At 36.2% G+C, this 16,073-nt stretch carries 13 protein-coding genes; 12 read left to right on the top strand and 1 reads right to left on the bottom strand.

All coding sequences use genetic code 11. The features are described from left to right. The first annotated feature begins 5 nt into the window (after positions 1-5). From AsAng_RS29610 to AsAng_RS29660, 11 genes are all read left to right on the top strand, one after another. Complete coding sequence (locus tag AsAng_RS29610; protein ID WP_264793627.1) at positions 6-1,226, top strand: beta-ketoacyl-[acyl-carrier-protein] synthase family protein; 1,221 nt, start codon at positions 6-8, stop codon at positions 1,224-1,226. Positions 1,227-1,337: 111 nt separating this feature from the next. Then, positions 1,338-2,342 carry a beta-ketoacyl synthase chain length factor gene (locus AsAng_RS29615; protein WP_264793628.1) on the top strand — a complete coding sequence of 335 codons (1,005 nt, stop codon included), beginning with the start codon at positions 1,338-1,340 and terminating at the stop codon, positions 2,340-2,342. Beyond that, on the top strand, positions 2,343-3,134 hold the full coding sequence (locus tag AsAng_RS29620) for a polysaccharide deacetylase family protein (RefSeq protein WP_264793629.1): 792 nt from the start codon (positions 2,343-2,345) through the stop codon (positions 3,132-3,134). A gap of 19 nt (positions 3,135-3,153) precedes the next feature. Beyond that, complete coding sequence (locus AsAng_RS29625; RefSeq protein ID WP_264793630.1) at positions 3,154-3,786, top strand: outer membrane lipoprotein carrier protein LolA; 633 nt, start codon at positions 3,154-3,156, stop codon at positions 3,784-3,786. Beyond that, a complete protein-coding gene (locus tag AsAng_RS29630; RefSeq protein ID WP_264793631.1) occupies positions 3,749-4,396 on the top strand; it encodes a hypothetical protein in 648 nt (215 codons plus the stop codon). The genes AsAng_RS29625 and AsAng_RS29630 overlap by 38 nt, the downstream gene beginning before the upstream one ends. Positions 4,397-4,592: 196 nt before the next feature. Further along, complete coding sequence (locus AsAng_RS29635; RefSeq protein ID WP_264793632.1) at positions 4,593-4,955, top strand: ApeI family dehydratase; 363 nt, start codon at positions 4,593-4,595, stop codon at positions 4,953-4,955. Then, positions 4,956-6,182 carry a DUF2062 domain-containing protein gene (locus tag AsAng_RS29640; RefSeq protein WP_264793633.1) on the top strand — a complete coding sequence of 409 codons (1,227 nt, stop codon included), beginning with the start codon at positions 4,956-4,958 and terminating at the stop codon, positions 6,180-6,182. Positions 6,183-6,334: 152 nt separating this feature from the next. Further along, a complete protein-coding gene (locus AsAng_RS29645; protein ID WP_264793634.1) occupies positions 6,335-6,682 on the top strand; it encodes an arsenate reductase family protein in 348 nt (115 codons plus the stop codon). A 425-nt stretch (positions 6,683-7,107) separates the two neighbouring features. Next, entirely contained in the window at positions 7,108-7,635 is a 528-nt protein-coding gene (locus AsAng_RS29650) for an RNA polymerase sigma factor (RefSeq protein WP_264793635.1), read from the top strand. Continuing rightward, the gene (locus AsAng_RS29655) at positions 7,632-9,731 is read left to right on the top strand and encodes a hypothetical protein (protein WP_264793636.1); all 2,100 of its coding nucleotides are present in this window, start codon (positions 7,632-7,634) and stop codon (positions 9,729-9,731) included. The genes AsAng_RS29650 and AsAng_RS29655 overlap by 4 nt, the downstream gene beginning before the upstream one ends. A 181-nt stretch (positions 9,732-9,912) precedes the next feature. Further along, positions 9,913-11,304 carry an OmpA family protein gene (locus tag AsAng_RS29660; protein ID WP_264793637.1) on the top strand — a complete coding sequence of 464 codons (1,392 nt, stop codon included), beginning with the start codon at positions 9,913-9,915 and terminating at the stop codon, positions 11,302-11,304. A 172-nt stretch (positions 11,305-11,476) separates the two neighbouring features. Here AsAng_RS29660 and AsAng_RS29665 read toward each other — a convergent pair whose 3' ends face one another. Further along, positions 11,477-14,128 (bottom strand): DUF7948 domain-containing protein, encoded by a 2,652-nt coding sequence (locus tag AsAng_RS29665; protein ID WP_264793638.1) that lies wholly within the window; start codon positions 14,126-14,128, stop codon positions 11,477-11,479. 748 nt (positions 14,129-14,876) lie between these two features. Between AsAng_RS29665 and AsAng_RS29670 the strand changes: the two genes are divergently transcribed. Beyond that, positions 14,877-15,836, top strand: coding sequence for an NAD(P)-dependent alcohol dehydrogenase (locus tag AsAng_RS29670; protein ID WP_264793639.1), 960 nt, complete (start codon positions 14,877-14,879; stop codon positions 15,834-15,836). Positions 15,837-16,073: the final 237 nt, after the last annotated feature.

Consider the following 16,073-nt stretch of genomic DNA (forward strand, 5'->3'; position numbering starts at 1 on the left):
AATTGATGGCTAAACGCATTTTCATAACTGGTATAGGGATCATTTCTGCTGTTGGCAAAAATGTATCAGAGACGCTCTCCAACATCAAAGCTGCGAGTTCGGGAGTTGGTGAAATTCAATATCTTCAAACTGTTCATAAAGGGAAATTGCCCTTGTGTGAGGTAAAATACACCAATGAGGAACTCTGCCATTTAGCGAAGGTAGCTCCTAGTAGTCGTATGACTCGTACGAGTTTATTGGGAATTATTGCTGCTCAAGAAGCTTGGCGTTCTGCGGGTAGTCCTGTTTTGGGAGATGGTAGAACGGGTGTTTTCTCAGGAAATACGGTTGGGGGAATGGATAAAACAGAGCATTTCTATGCCGATTTTATGCAAGACAACCAATCGGGGGACATCCAAACCATGCTAACCCATGAGTGTGCAGAAAGCACAGAACGAATTGCGGATAGTTTGGGGGCAACAGGAATGGTTTCAACCATTAGCACTGCTTGTTCTTCTGCGGCCAATACCATTATGCTGGGAGCAAGGATGATCAAACATGGTTTGTTGGATCGTGCTATCGTTGGAGGAGTAGATGCCTTAACCAAATTTACCGTTAATGGCTTTAATGTCCTACAGATTTTGGATGCAGAGTTTAGCCAGCCTTTTGATCAAAATCGTCGGGGGCTAAACCTAGGTGAAGGAGCTGGTTTTATTGTCTTGGAAGCAGAAGGAATTGCCAAAGAGGAACAAATCCTTGGTGAATTGGTTGGTTATGCCAATAGCAATGATGCTTATCATCAAACCGCTTCTTCTCCTGACGGAACAGGGGCTTATTTGGCGATGAAGGGAGCTTTAGATGTTGCCAATATTGAACCTGCTCAAATTGATTATGTCAATGTCCATGGCACTGGCACTCCCAACAACGATTTGTCGGAAGGTATTGCTATGCAGCGCCTTTTTGGAGATCGTATACCCAAGTTTAGTTCTACCAAAGCATTTACAGGACATACGTTGGGGGCTTCTGGAGGAGTAGAAGCCGTTTTGTCTACCCTTGCCTTACAACATCAGATTATCTATCCCAACTTACGCTTTGAAACCGCTATTGAAGCACTTGGAGGAACAATGGTTCCTGAAACAGAGTTATTAGAACATCAAAACTTAACGTATATCCTTTCCAATTCCTTTGGTTTTGGAGGCAATACTTCTTCTTTAGTTTTTAAGGCGTATAAAAAGAAAACGACTTAAAAATGATTCAATTTGAAAGTGGGTTAATGAACTAGCTCATCTTCAAATTGAATCATTTTCAAATTATAACTGCTACAAGCTCTCTCTTCTACGCAAAAATTGTTTGTTTAAATGAAAAAGGAAATTTACATTAATGGTATTGGCAATATATCTCCCCAAGCTACATTTTATCAATCAATGGGCGAAGAGTTGGCACAGCCTAATGGAGCATTCTTTAGCTGCCAAGAACCTAACTATAAGGAGTTTATAGAAAGAAAACGCCTAAGAAGAATGAGTCGTATTGTTAGAATGGGCTTGGCGACTGCTTATAAGGCATTAGAAGAAGCACAAAACCCTACGGTTGATGCCATTATCTCTGGAACGGCATGGGGCTGTGTAAAGGATACCGAAAAATTTCTAGAAACCATTATTGAAAACAAGGAGGAATATTTAACCCCCACAGCTTTTGTGCAATCCACCCACAATACAGTTGCAGGACAAATTGCTTTATTGCATCACAACAATTGTTATAATATGTCTTATGTGCAGGGCAATGTCTCTTTTGAATCTGCCTTGATGGACGCCATGCTTTTGTTTTATGACAAACAAGCAAAAAATATTTTAGTGAATGGCATTGATGAACAAACCGATCAACTCCACACCCTGTTAACTCGTTTAAAATGCGCTCAACCTGAACAAAGAATCATGGGTGAAGGAGCTGCTTGTTTTATACTTAGTGAGCAATTGTTGGACAATAGTTATGCGAAATTAGCTGGGATTACGACCTTATATCGTCCTAAAGATACCAATGTTGTTAAGAATAGTATCTTTCAACTGCTTCAAGAACAACAGCTCTCTGTTGATGCTATTGACCTCGTACTTTCGGGCAATGAAGATCCTTCTTTTGAAACACAATTATGCTCAAAAGCAGCGCTCCGATCGTATAAAAAGCTATGTGGTGAATACCCCACGAGTACAGCATTTGCTATGGCAATAGCAGCACAAATACTCAAAAATGATACGGCTACCAAAACAGCCTTAGATCTTGCTGAGAAAGAGATTAATCATATTTTAATTTATAATCAACATCAAAACATCAATCACTCTATTATTCTCTTATCTAAAATAGATTGTTAGATGGGACCTTTTCCTAAATATATAAGGTTTAATACCGTTCTTTTTACTACTATTTTATTGCTTGTACTGGCTGCTTTGCAAGGTCTTGCTTGGTGGGTTTATGCTGTTATTATTGCCATCTCCTCAGTAATTGCTTATTTTGGAACAACCCAAATCAGTAGCAATTTTCACCTACCAGCTTATTGCCGTGCTTACGAGCCTAAAAAAAAAGAAATTGCCATTACGTTTGATGATGGGGTCACCAATCCCGTCCAAAGTCATAAAGTGCTCGATATTTTAAAACACTATAATATTCCTGCTACCTTTTTTTGTATTGGTAAAAATTTAAGTAATGAAGCACAAATTGATGTTCTAAAAAGAATGGACAAAGAAGGGCATTTAATTGGCAATCACAGTTATTCTCATTCTAATTTTTTTGATTTTTTTTCCAGCAAAAGAATAATCCAAGAGCTACAAGAAACAGATGCAATTATACAGCAACACATCGGCAAAACGCCGTTGTTTTTTCGTCCTCCTTATGGCATTACCAACCCCAATATAGCCAAAGCACTTCGACAGCTTGATCACAAAACAATTGGTTGGTCGCTGCGTTCTCTAGATACAGTCATCAAAGACCAAACAGTGCTTTTAAAACGAGTAAAAAGCAAGTTACAAAAAGGAGATGTTATTTTATTGCACGATCACTTAGAACATTTGCCTGATTTTTTGCCACTGTTTTTGGAATATCTTTTGAAAGAAGGTTACGAGGTAGTTGGAATCGATCAGCTACTTCAGTTAAAACCGTATCAATAATTGTTAGAAAATTACAACTATGAAATTATATTTATTCTTGCTGCTCCTTGTTTTTGGCTCTACTGCTAGTTTTGCTCAATCGTTCAAACCAATGAAGGATAATAAAGCATTTCAAAAGCAACTCCATAGTATTGCGGCTCAAACAACCACTTTGCAAAGCGATTTTACGCAAATTAAGCACTTAGATGTTCTTTCTGAGGACATTGAATCTCAAGGGAAATTATATTATAAAGCCGACAACAACCTACGTTGGGAATACACCAGCCCGTTGACCTATCTTATTATTTTAAGCAACGGAAAAGTATCCATCAAAGATGAAGGGAAAGTAAGCAATTACGATCTTTCTGGCAATAAAGATTTTCAGAAAATTAATGAAATGATGATTGGTAGCATCCAAGGGGATTTATTGGTCAATGAGGAAGATTATCAGTATGAATTCCAAGAAAATAGCACGACTTATTTGGTAAAGATGTACCCCAAACAAAAAAAGGTACAAGAATTTATGAAAAGCATCAGCATCTATTTTTCAAAAAAAGATTATTCTGTTCAACAGGTTAAAATGTTAGAGCAATCTGGTGATTATACACTTATGAAATTCCAGAACAAAAAGACCAATGCAAGTATCTCTGACAAAGTTTTTATTATTAATTAGTTGGGTTTTATTTTTGGTTGGCTGTGGTGCTCCCAAACAACTGCAACCACTTTCAAAAGGGCAAGTAGTTACGCTTTCTAAGGACAATTTTAAACCTATTTTTAAGGATAATTTTAAATCGTTCTTATTCAAGACCACCATGGCTTATGGCGATAAATTTGAACAAGGAGGAATGCTTATGCTCAAGCAACTTTCGGAGGGCAATTATAGAACCGTCTTTATGACCAAATTTGGAATGACCTTGTTTGATTTTGAATTTGGAAAGAATGGTTTTGTAGTGCATAAGGTGTTAAAAGAGATGAACAAAAAAGTATTTCTAAAAATTATTGAAGAAGATATTGAAATGCTATTGGCTCGTGATCTCTTAGGGCAAAAAGCTACTTTTTTTGAACAAGATAATCCGCTCAAAAAGCAACGTATTATAAAAACTACGCTAAATCAAAAAACTCATTTTCTAGTTCAAAATCAACATCAACAGTTAACAGAAATACACAAAAAAAGAGCGGTCAGTATTTCATTGTCCAACTATGTTACAGGAATTCCTAGGGCGATCAACATTCAGCATCATAATATACCACTGAGTATGAAACTCCTTTTATTGAAGCATTAAATCGTCAAAATATTTGTACTTTTATAGGATTATAACAGCCTGCTCTGCTCAACGATTTAAAATTGAGCTATTTTTAGACCGTTTTATTTCTAAAATGAAGCATTCAGTATAAAAGCCAATATTGCTCCATTAAAAAACGTTGGTAGACTGTTAATAAACAAAAATTCGCAAGCAGTATACCCCTAAATTTTAAGCTATGTTACAAGGAGATTTTTTTAGCCTTACGCAACAAAATATCACAGAAAACACCATTGATAGCCAAATTAGTTTGATGGTTGATCATTCGATCTATCAAGGTCATTTCCCACAGCAGCCTGTCGTTCCTGGTGTTTGCATGATGCAAATCTTGGCAGAACTGACTACGGAGGCTTTAGGCAAAAAGGTGCGTCTAAAAAAAGCACAACAGGTCAAGTTTTTAATTCCGATTGTTCCTCAAAAAAATCCTGATTTACAAGTAAAAATCAAGTATGCTACCAACGACAATGGAACGCTAAAAATAACGGGGTCCATACATAGTGAGGAATTAACTTTTTTCAAATTCAAAGGAACACTAGCTTAAATGATTGCTCAAAACACCACCAAACAAAACTGCGCAGAGCAGCTTAAAGAACTTAATTGTTGTGTAATTATTCCGACCTACAACAATGCCCAAATGCTGGAGCAAGTTATTCAAGATGTAGAGGAATATACTCGACTACAACTGGGAAAAAAGCATACCATTTCTCATCTATTGGTCGTCAACGATGGTTCTACAGATACAACGGCACAAATCTTAGAGCGATACCCTTCTATTATGCAGCTTTCTTATACCCCCAATGAGGGAAAAGGGATTGCTATGCGCCGAGCATTTGAGTATGCCATTGAGCAAGGTTATAACTATGCCATTACATTAGATTCTGACGGGCAACATTACGCCAAAGATCTTCCTACTTTTGTAGAGGCACTAAAAGAACATCCCAATGCTATTGTTATTGGTTCTAGAAATATGGGACAAGAAAATGTTCCAACCAAAAGTAGTTTTGGCAACAAATTTTCAAGTTTTTGGCTATGGGTAGAAACGGGCATTAAATTGGAAGATACTCAGTCGGGCTATCGACTTTATCCCATCAAAGCCATGCAAAATTTTAGTTTTGTAACAGGACGCTATGAATTTGAAGTTGAGGTCTTGGTACGAGCAGCTTGGGAAGAAATAGAATTACTTTGTGTTCCTATTGATGTATATTACCCACCTGCTGAAGAACGCATCACGCACTTCCGTCCTTTTAAGGACTTTTTTAGAATTTCTGTACTCAATACTTTTTTGTGTGTAATGGCTTTCTTTTGGTTTCGCCCACGTTTGTTTTTTCGTAGCCTAAAAAAAAAAGATCTAAGGCAAGTTATTCATGAAAAGATATTTCAAGCTGATATTTCTATTGAGAAAAAAGCACTTTCTATTGCCTATGGTATCTTTTGGGGAATCTTTCCTTTGTGGGGCTTTCAACTAGCTATAGGTATTCCAACTGCTATCTTTTTTCGCCTCAATGTTCCTATCTTTTTCTTGGCTGCTAATATTAGTATTCCTCCAATGATCCCTATTATTCTATATGCTAGTTTTTGGATGGGAGCCTTAGTTTTTGGAGAAAATAGAGGCGATCTTAGACTATCCCAAATGGATAACCTTTCTGTCATATCTACCAACTTCTATCAATACACTGTTGGGGCAGTTGTATTGGCTATTGTTGCTGCTATTATTATTGGATTAAGTTCTTACTTCCTACTGAAAGTAAGACGTAAAATAGCATTATAACACGTTACACGTGTAACGTGACCAATGTAACGTGTAAGATTTAAGCATAAAATTGGAAAATTAACCCCTAGCAAGTTTTTTATGCTTATGAATAGTTATAAATTGAACCGTAATAAATAAACAATCAATCACCTCTAACAAGAATCATTCCTATGAAAAAAGCATATTACCTAAGCTCTTGCAGTACCTGCAAACGAATATTATCCGAAATAGATACCGCTACTTTTGACTTACAAGACATCAAAACAACGGCCATCACCAACGAACAATTAGAAGAAATGGCTCAATTAGCAGGTTCTTATGAAGCGTTATTTAGCCGAAGAGCCCAACTGTATAAAACAATGGGGTTAAAAGAAAAACAGCTGACAGAACAAGATTATAAAACGCTAATTTTGTCACAATATACATTTTTGAAAAGGCCTGTTTTTATAGTAACAGATCAAATCTTTGTTGGCAATTCTAAAAAGGTCATTGAGCAATTAAAAGCAACGTTGGCTTAAATAGACTTCCCTTCTTTCACTGGACTTAACTATTGATTAATCCAGTGGAAGTTCGGTACAAATCGAATTACAGCGCCTAATCTTGGTATCTGTAGAACCTCCTAACAATTTAGCAATTGTAACCGTATTTGCCATTCTATCCTCGCTATAAATTTGTATACGCCCCTCTGCTATTGCTATTTGATGAATGATATTTTATTGATTGTGTGTGTGCCTCGTTTAAAAAACAACAAATAGCTCCCTTTTTTACCCCTACTTTATGCCTTTCCTCTATTTCAAAAATTGAAATAAAAACCTTCAATAAGGCTGCACAACATTCACAGATTTCATTTTTTTCAAAAAAAAATGGCTTTGCTTGTTACCTTTTCCGTTTTCATGTTACATACTCTTGTAATTGATCTGAAACCCCGCATAATTAAATGATAATGAAACAAAGCACTAAGCAAAAACAAGATGCGTTTATGGCGGTCTATGAACCTGTTCACGAAAACTTCGTGCGCTTCTGTCAAGCAAGAGCTTATCGAATCATGAGCGCAGAAGATTTGGTGAATGAATCTTTATTGAGAGCTTATCAACAATGGGATAAGATTAAGAAAAAAGATGCTTTGATTTATTTTTTGTTTGGAACAGCTAGAAATATTGTTCTGAACACCATCCGAAAAAAACGTGAAGTAGCATTGGATGCGGTATCAGAAAATGCTTTGTACACCAGAAACTCTGCCGAAATAAAGTTGGAGGTGGAGTTTTTGTACATGCAGCTAAACAAATTAGACGACTTAAAAAAGGAAGCACTGATTTTATTTGAAATATCTGGCTTCTCTATTAAAGAGGTCGCTAAAATTCAAAACTCTAAAGAAGGGGCTGTAAAGGTAAGAATTAGCCGTGCCCGTAAAGAGTTAAAAGCCTTAATGAAAGATGAACATTCTATAACCTCTAAACAAAATAGTCTATGAAAGAGCAAAATCACGATATCAATGATTTGTTTGCTGCTGCTAGAAATGCTGAGGTTAAAATATCTTTGGATGATGTTAGAGCAAACCTATCTAAAAATACAGCTAAACTATCCCTGACAAACTGGAGAAGGTTTATTGTATTAATTACAGGGGTTCTACTTCTTACCTTTGCTTTGTTTTTTATTCCCACCAAGGATACAACGCCTGAGTTGACAATGGCAACTCACACCACAACAATGGAAAAAACGACTAAGACAGTAGATGAAACAATAAAAGTAAACAACACTCAAAACACGTCCTTTAGTTCTAAAAAACAGGAAAAGAAAACTAGCCCTAAAACTCATGAAACTTATGGTGCTAGTGCCAAGAACAAAAAGGAGAAAAATGAAGTGCAGCGGGCATTTATTCAACCGATTGTTTTTGATGGACTCCTAAAAAACACGGAATTCAAAGCCATGAGCAAATTGAAGCTTTTGGTTTCAATACAGCAGCAAAAAACGCCTAAAACCTTACCAGCTGTTGATACTCCTGATTTTAAAATGAATAGATTACAGGGGGATCTCTTGGAGGGAGGCAAAGGAGAAATTCATTATATGGAAACTTTAAAAAATAAAGAAACCATAAGCCTTAAGTCTTATAAAAAAAGAGGCAAAAAATATCTAAAATTAGATCATTATAATGCCGATTTTGAAATCATACGATCCATTGATCTTAGCCATATCTTGCAAAAAAACAAACGAAACCTACACGCTGTAAAACAATTTAATAATCAATTACTTTTGATCACTTCAGAGGGGGCAGCAAAAGAAAAAGCCAAATTGTACATTGGGCATCAGATTGATTACAATACCATGGAGAAAAAAAGCGGTGCAACACTCGGAAAATTCTCTCTATCCAGTGATAAGAAAGGGATTAATATCCAAACTTCTATGAATGGAAAATACTTATTAATAAATCCGAAACCTGGCACCATAAAAAGTCAAAAGAAACAGTTTGAAAAAGGACAAAATGAGACCATATCCTTTCAAGTCTATGATGAAAATATGAAGCCATTTTATACCGTTAAAAAAGATGGGATGCTAGACTATGGAACTGCCATTGATAATTCTGGGAAAATCTATATCTGGAAAACTCAGCCTGAATTTTTGCCTACCAACCGATTGATCCCTACCCTAAAAAATGGCAACATTTTGTATCAGTTTGGCGCCAATAGTATTGATTCTTTGATCTTAAAAGAAAATTCATTTTTGAATACCATTAGTTTAAGCAATAGCAATAATAAGAACGAGACAAAACGCCCTATTCGCTCAAAAACTAGCTCCTATATTGCATATAACCATCGGTTAATAGAAACTAGAGGGTTAACCTTAACGATTTCTCCAGAGGGAAATCCTATTCTTTATGGTTATTTGAAAAATATGAGAGGACTACAACAATTAACGTTTACAACAGATTCATTAGCCCCTCATCATTATTCCGTTTTGGATTTTCAAACAAAGGCAGAATTAGAAGCAGAAACAGCAAGAAAAAATGGGGTACCAGAATTAGTCTTAAAAGTTGATGAAGTATTCTTTGATGAAGCCTCTAATTTCTACGTGTTGTCTTCATCCTATAACCGTAGTTATTTACCGCTTGTTGAACAAGAAAGGAATTTTAAGCACAACGATTTTTCTAAAAAAACACCGATTCCCTATTACCCCTCTTTAGATATTTATGTGCACAAATTTAGCAAAACAGGCAGCCCAATTATGAGTACCCAAATTGCTAGCAATGCCATCAACCAGAATGAAAAAACAAACAACTATTCTTACCTATTTAACAAGAATAATTTTTCTGTTGTTTATTTAGATCATGTTGATACTCTAGGAAATAAACGAACGAACAGAAAAGAGCTAATGCTTGCTACAACTAAGCAGAATGGGGAAGTTATTCGATTGACTGCAAGTGGTGACTATACGATAGACATGGAAGATTATCGCCCTGTTAAATATTTTCGCAACAAAGGCGAAACACTTGCTTTGCTCAAAGCAGGTAAAAGCTATAAAATCAGCAAATTATCTTACAAAACCATGCCTAAGAGGTTTAAAGAGCATTAGAGGATACTTATTCTTGACCTAAACATCTAGCATTTTTTTGCTTCAAAATTAAAATTAGCACTACCGTAAAACAGCTTCCAAGTTGTTTTAGGCGGCTAACGACAGCCTTAAATCAATATTTTTTGAACAAACGGTTTACAATTGATTCTAAAGTCCACTCTTAAACTATAAATGATTACTTATGAAAACCAAATTTTATATCAATAGCTCATTGTCTTTATTGTTCATCTTAGCATCTTTTTATTCAAATTTTGTATCAGGACAAGATACAGCAAGCATAAACATCTATTTTGATACCGATAAATACAATTTATCAGCAAACGCCTTGGATAGAATAGATGCACTGATCGCAAGTTTTCCCATCAATCAAATTGCTAAGGTACAACTCCTTGGGCATACCGATAGCCGTAGCAACGAAGTATACAATCAAATTTTATCTGAAAATAGAGTCCAAACAACAAAAACTGCTTTAATAGATTTAGGTATAGATGAAAAAAAAATTCATACGGTTGGTTGGGGTGAACGAAAGCCTCTCGAATCGAATGAAACAGGTTTTGGTAGGCAGCAAAACCGTCGGGTAGAGATCGCTGTCTATCGAAAAAAAACAATACACATTGCAACAGTCCCAAAACAAAAAGATACAATAGATAAACCCAAACCTCCCCTCTTAGACGATTTGGTAGAAAAAGCAATGGACTGCTCAAAAGATACAACACTAACCATGCCCAATGGCTCCTTGGTAACCTTTGGGATCTGCGATTATTATGCTCATAAGGACTGCTTTAAATTTACTGAATTTATTCATCCAGATTCAGCTAGAGCAGCTGGCTTAAGTACAATGGCAGCAGATGGTACTCCTCTTATTTCTGTTGGGATGTTCAAAGTAGAGTTATGTAAAAATCCTGCTAATTCCTCCAAACGTTATGAGGATCCTCCTTGTATAATTGCGCACATTCCACTTAGAACAAGTAGCATTAATAAAGGGTGTAATGCTCCTGTTAGGGGAATAACCAAATGGTTTCAAAGACCAGATGGTTCGTGGGTGGATTCTGCTGAGTCAATGGAGCTCGTAGAAATAAATGGTCAATTGTATTACAAGACCGAAGTCTGTGGAGCAGGCATCTATAATGGAGATCGGAAAGGTTCTGGTAATGGCGATCGTTATTATCTAACTAGAGTAAAAGTAGCTAAAGGACTTCATTTGTTGGATGCCAAAATTTCTTTTGATGCTCCTTTTTCAATTCTGGGGTCGATTAAAAAGGGATCTAAACGAATGGTAAAGATTCCTGTGCCAGAAGAAATGCTTTGTAATTCATGTAGTGATGCTATCGTTTATGCAAAAGCGTTGGATAAGAACGGAGATACCTTAATTTTGAACTATACGATTGCTGATCCCTACCACAGACGCACTGCTTTTGGGCAATGTAGAGGAAAAGTAGTCAAGAAGTTTTTATTCTTTTTTAAGATTCGAGAGAAAAATATTTACCGCAAGTACTTCTTGAGAAGAAAGGATTTTAAGGTTTGCTTGTTTTATCAGAAAAAAGAAGATGAGCATTTAAGTCAAATCGATTAGAAGGGCAGGTAAAAACAGAAAGTAGCTATATAAATAGGTAAGATATTAAGTAAGTAGATGTCTTGTTAGGTTCGTTAGTTGATGTATTACATCAACGCTAATGAATAACAAATTAAGAGCACTTGGTTAATTTTTAACCTACTCTTTGGTTCATCTACTTACTTATCCTTTTTTATTCTTTAACGAGTTTACGCATAATTTTTGCTCCCGAATCTACCTGAATCGTGAAGAGGTAGATGCCTGCTGGAAGGCTACTTACATCTATCGTAGCGAGCTGCTGTGCGAACGATGAAGGAGGGAGTACAAGTTTACCACTCAAATCGGTAATGCGAACAGAAGCCGTTTGCCATTGGTCCATGGTCAGATAAAGGGTATTCTGAACTGGGTTGGGATAAATAGAAATGGCATTTTCCTGCCCATTTCCTTCTACCGCTCTAACGGAAGAATAGGTTACTGTCCCATCTTTTTCGATTCCCTTTAATCGGTAGTAAATCGTTGAGTTGGTGCTAATTTCATCCACAAATGAACGCTCGTTATTATCTAACCTTGCTACAACCTCAAATTTGGTACTAAAAGAACGTTCTATAAAAAATTGCGTAGCCACTTCTATATCATCTACCTGCCATTCTAACAATACCTTATCCATGGCTATTCTTTGAGCTTGAAAATCAAGAAAACTTACAGCAAGTAACGTATTAGCGTCTTGAAATTTGGCTAAATAAGAATCTTTATTTCCTCCTCCATAAGTATTCTGATGTCCTCCTAAAGCTATGTTACTCAAAGATTCAGTATCTCCCATTAAGTAGATACTATTTGTTGCATCTATCACACAGTCCCAGCTATAGTCACGGTTATTCCCTCCAAAATAAGATCCCCACTGACGAACGCCATTATTATCGAACTTAATAAAAAAAGCATCACTGTTCCCCCCATAAGTATTTTGATAGCCATTGATAGCTATATTAGTAGCAGAAGTAGTTTCACCAGCCAACAACACATTTCCTAGGTTATCGACAGAACAAGCAACACCGTAATCCTCTCCATTTCCCCCATAATAAGTTGCCCATTGACGAACTCCATTATGATTAAATTTCACTAAAAAGGCATCATTTGCTCCGCCCCCATGCGTGTTTTGATGACCGCCTGAGGTTATATTATTGAACGATTTGGTAAACCCCGCTATAAATACATTATTATTACCATCTGTTGAACAACCGTAAACATATTCAAAATCATTGCCCCCATAATAGGTGCCCCACTGACGAACACCACTGCTATTAAACTTAACTAAAAATGCATCATTGGTTCCACCTCCATGCGTATTTTGATGCCCACTTGAACCTATATGATTGGTAGAACGAGTTATCCCTGTCAAAAATACATTGTTATTATTATCTATTGCACAATCAAAGGTGGTTTCAGGACCATTTCCTCCATAGTAAGTTGCCCATTGACGAACTCCATTGCTATTAAATTTCACTAAAAAGGCATCTGATCCCCCTTCATAGGTACTTTGATGTCCTCCAAGAAAAATATTGGCAGTTGACTCTGTATCTCCTCCTAAAAATACATTGCCATTGTTATCCACAGCACAAGCATAACCATAATCATCAGCATTAGCACCATAATAGGTTCCCCATTGGCGAACTCCATTGCTATTGAATTTCACCAAAAAAGCATCTATTCCTCCTCCATAGGTATTTTGATGTCCTCCTGACGCTATATTATTGGTAGAACTCGTTCTACCAGCCAAATAGATATTCCCACTCGCATCTGCAATACAATCTCTCCCCGTTTCACTACTACTTCCCCCATAATAGGTTCCCCATTGGCGAACTCCACTGCTATTGAATTTCACCAAATAAGCATCTGTTCCTCCTATATAAGTGTTTTGGTGCCCTCCAGAGGCTATATTATTAGTAGAATGCGCCTCTCCCACTATAAATATATTACCACTATTATCGACAGAACAACTATATCCAAGTTCTCGCTCACTCCCTCCATAATAGGTAGCCCAAACTAAACTAGGATCAATAACTAGTTTTTTAGTAGAATTGTACGGAGCTACTTGAAACGTTATTTGGTCTTCATTGAGTTGAAAGGTAGTAGGGATTTCTTGGTTGTCTTGAAACGAAACAGGTGCTTGCTCTGTAATTGTTCCCATAGGACTAGACAAGGTAAAACTTCCATCTCGATTAAGCTGTAAGGATTCATGATTGTCAAACTGCATTTTTATCTGCTTAGGATCAGCACCTGGATGTACTACAAAATCATATTTTAACCCCTTATCTGTGGTATAAATTACCCAGTCTATATCAGGATAAATATCTTTATAAATCAATTTTCTAAAGCTGTGTACTGCCAGTGCATTACGATTGTAATAATTAACGTAATCTTGGCTTTTCTCTTCTGCTATGATAGTTGGAGTAGGGTTTGCTCCTATTAGCTGCATATCCATTCTATAGGTTTCCAAACGAACTTCAGGAGTTGTTTTTGTTCGAACCAATCGTTCTTTGGCATCGAGATGCCTTTTCCTCGTTTGATGAGCCCCCGAATCTTCTTGCTTGTTGAATTGATAAGCAATACCTGTAGATAACATAAAGATATGAATGTTATCCTTTTGGTAATGATAGCGCACAGAGGGAACTGGCTCATTATTCATATCCCAAACCTGTCCTTTATTTTCTTCAAATTGTACAGTTTGCTTTTGAAACGTCTTAAAGTTAGTTTCATCAACTATTGGTTGAGCTGATAAGAATGATTTTGAAAAAAAGCACAGCGTAAGAATTATCCAGCTATAATTTAATCGTAGGAAAGTCGTCATATATATACAAACTATTGGTTTCTATTAGAAGAAGTTGTTTAAAAATGGAATTTTGTTGATAATGAGTACTAATTTTTAGATAAACAAGGCAAAAATTTTCTTCATAGCAGCGCTATGGAGCAAATTTTTAACGCAGAGTAGCTAGAAATTAGCTTTCATTAGCGATGTAAGGTTATTCTTAAACAACTTCGAAATATTAGTGTGTTCATTGCGAACATTTTTTGTATAAAATTATGCGACACAGCAATAAAAACAAAGCCTAAATAATGCTCTAAATTATGTGTTCAATAACAGCAACCCCTCCATAATCACCTAACAAACAAAAACTTGCGATAGTTTAAAGTTTAACATTCAAAACAAATAGAAAATGAGCATTAGGAGGGTTTAAATACATTTAAGGTGGCCTTAAAATAAGACTCCCCTTATTTATTGGGGGGATTAACTGTTGATACCTCACCAAGGTTTACAACTACAGCCAATTAGCTTGTTTTAACACCCAATCTCTTTCAGTTAGAGGAGTCGATACGGTATTTTCTGTAATTGTTAGAGATACTTGGTATCAACTAAAAGGAAATTATGAATTAATCAATACTGGAAAAATTATCGTGCAATAAGAGTATTATTTAATAAAGCGAACTACCAATCGAAAAATCCCTCAATACGTTCGTATTTATAATTCCGAACGCATCCTAACTACTACTCCTTTATCTTTGTGTATAATTATTTGTTTTAAATCTGAACATAAAGAATGAAAGCAATTGTATGCACTCAATATGGAGCCCCAGAAGTGCTTCAACTTAGCGAAGTAAGCCAACCTAGTCCCAAAGAGGATGAGGTATTAATAAAAAATTATGCTACGGCTGTTTCGTCAGGAGATAGCCGTTTACGAAAAGCAGATCCATTTCTTATTCGATTGATTTTTGGTTTTCTAAGACCTAGACAACCCATATTGGGTTTTGTTGTAGCTGGTGTCGTTGAAGCCGTTGGCAAAAATGTTACTCAATTTAAAAAAGGAGATAACGTTTATGGAACAACCAATATGAGCTTTGGTGCTTATGCCGAATATAAATGCCTACCTGAAAAGGGGGTGCTTGCCTTAAAACCTCAAAATATAAGCTATGAAGAAGCTGCCTCTATTCCTTTTGGGGGGAATACTGCCTTATATTTTTTGAAACAAGCAAATATTCAAGCGGGGCAAAAGGTGTTAATTTATGGTGCTTCTGGAGCAATAGGCACGGCTGCCATTCAACTCGCTAAATATTGGGGAGCAGAAGTAACTGGCGTTTGTAGTACCTCTAATTTAGAACTGGTAAAATCACTAGGAGCAGACAAGGTTATTGATTATACGAAAGAAGATTTTAGTCAAAAAAAAGAAGTTTACGACGTAGTTTTTGAAACGGTAGGAAAAAGCTCCTTATCCAGTTGCAAAAAAGCACTTAAGAAAAAAGGCACCTTACTATTGGCTGCTAGTGGACTTACAGGAATGCTCCAAGCGTTGTGGGCTTCTATCTTCAGTAGCCAAAAAGTAATCGCTGGAGTGATGAGTGAAACCGCTGAAGATTTGGTGTTTTTTAACCAATTAATTGAGCAAGGAAAAATACAACCTGTCATTGATAAAACGTACCCATTAGAACAGATTATAGCAGCACATCGATACGTTGATAAGGGGCGTAAAAAAGGAAATGTGATCATTACAATAGCCCACTAGTCCACGGTAATTGAGTACTATCCTAATCAATTGTTTTTTTTATAAAAAGACTAGCAGAGCTTATTTTTGCTAGTTTTTTATTTTTAGTCTATCTCCCTCTCTCCAAAAGCACTTCTTTCTTAATACCTCCAATGTTTGGTTTAAGTAGCAATAAATCGTAAATTTGCAAGCTTTATACTAAAAGTTTAGTTATGCTAAACTTTCTTTATTAAAACTCACTTGTATTAAGCCCCTAAA

The sequence above is a fragment of the Aureispira anguillae genome, from assembly GCF_026000115.1.
Taxonomy (GTDB): Bacteria; Bacteroidota; Bacteroidia; order Chitinophagales; family Saprospiraceae; genus Aureispira; species Aureispira anguillae.

Bases quoted from the DNA above. Each gene is read 5' to 3' on its own strand.
- AsAng_RS29635 (WP_264793632.1), top strand. From the start codon at position 4,593: ATGTTACAAGGAGATTTTTTTAGCCTTACGCAACAAAATATCACAGAA.
- AsAng_RS29665 (WP_264793638.1), bottom strand. From the start codon at position 14,128: ATGACGACTTTCCTACGATTAAATTATAGCTGGATAATTCTTACGCTG.
- AsAng_RS29630 (WP_264793631.1), top strand. From the start codon at position 3,749: ATGCAAGTATCTCTGACAAAGTTTTTATTATTAATTAGTTGGGTTTTA.
- AsAng_RS29645 (WP_264793634.1), top strand. From the start codon at position 6,335: ATGAAAAAAGCATATTACCTAAGCTCTTGCAGTACCTGCAAACGAATA.
- AsAng_RS29610 (WP_264793627.1), top strand. From the start codon at position 6: ATGGCTAAACGCATTTTCATAACTGGTATAGGGATCATTTCTGCTGTT.
- AsAng_RS29650 (WP_264793635.1), top strand. From the start codon at position 7,108: ATGAAACAAAGCACTAAGCAAAAACAAGATGCGTTTATGGCGGTCTAT.
- AsAng_RS29615 (WP_264793628.1), top strand. From the start codon at position 1,338: ATGAAAAAGGAAATTTACATTAATGGTATTGGCAATATATCTCCCCAA.
- AsAng_RS29670 (WP_264793639.1), top strand. From the start codon at position 14,877: ATGAAAGCAATTGTATGCACTCAATATGGAGCCCCAGAAGTGCTTCAA.
- AsAng_RS29655 (WP_264793636.1), top strand. From the start codon at position 7,632: ATGAAAGAGCAAAATCACGATATCAATGATTTGTTTGCTGCTGCTAGA.
- AsAng_RS29625 (WP_264793630.1), top strand. From the start codon at position 3,154: ATGAAATTATATTTATTCTTGCTGCTCCTTGTTTTTGGCTCTACTGCT.
- AsAng_RS29620 (WP_264793629.1), top strand. From the start codon at position 2,343: ATGGGACCTTTTCCTAAATATATAAGGTTTAATACCGTTCTTTTTACT.
- AsAng_RS29640 (WP_264793633.1), top strand. From the start codon at position 4,956: ATGATTGCTCAAAACACCACCAAACAAAACTGCGCAGAGCAGCTTAAA.
- AsAng_RS29660 (WP_264793637.1), top strand. From the start codon at position 9,913: ATGAAAACCAAATTTTATATCAATAGCTCATTGTCTTTATTGTTCATC.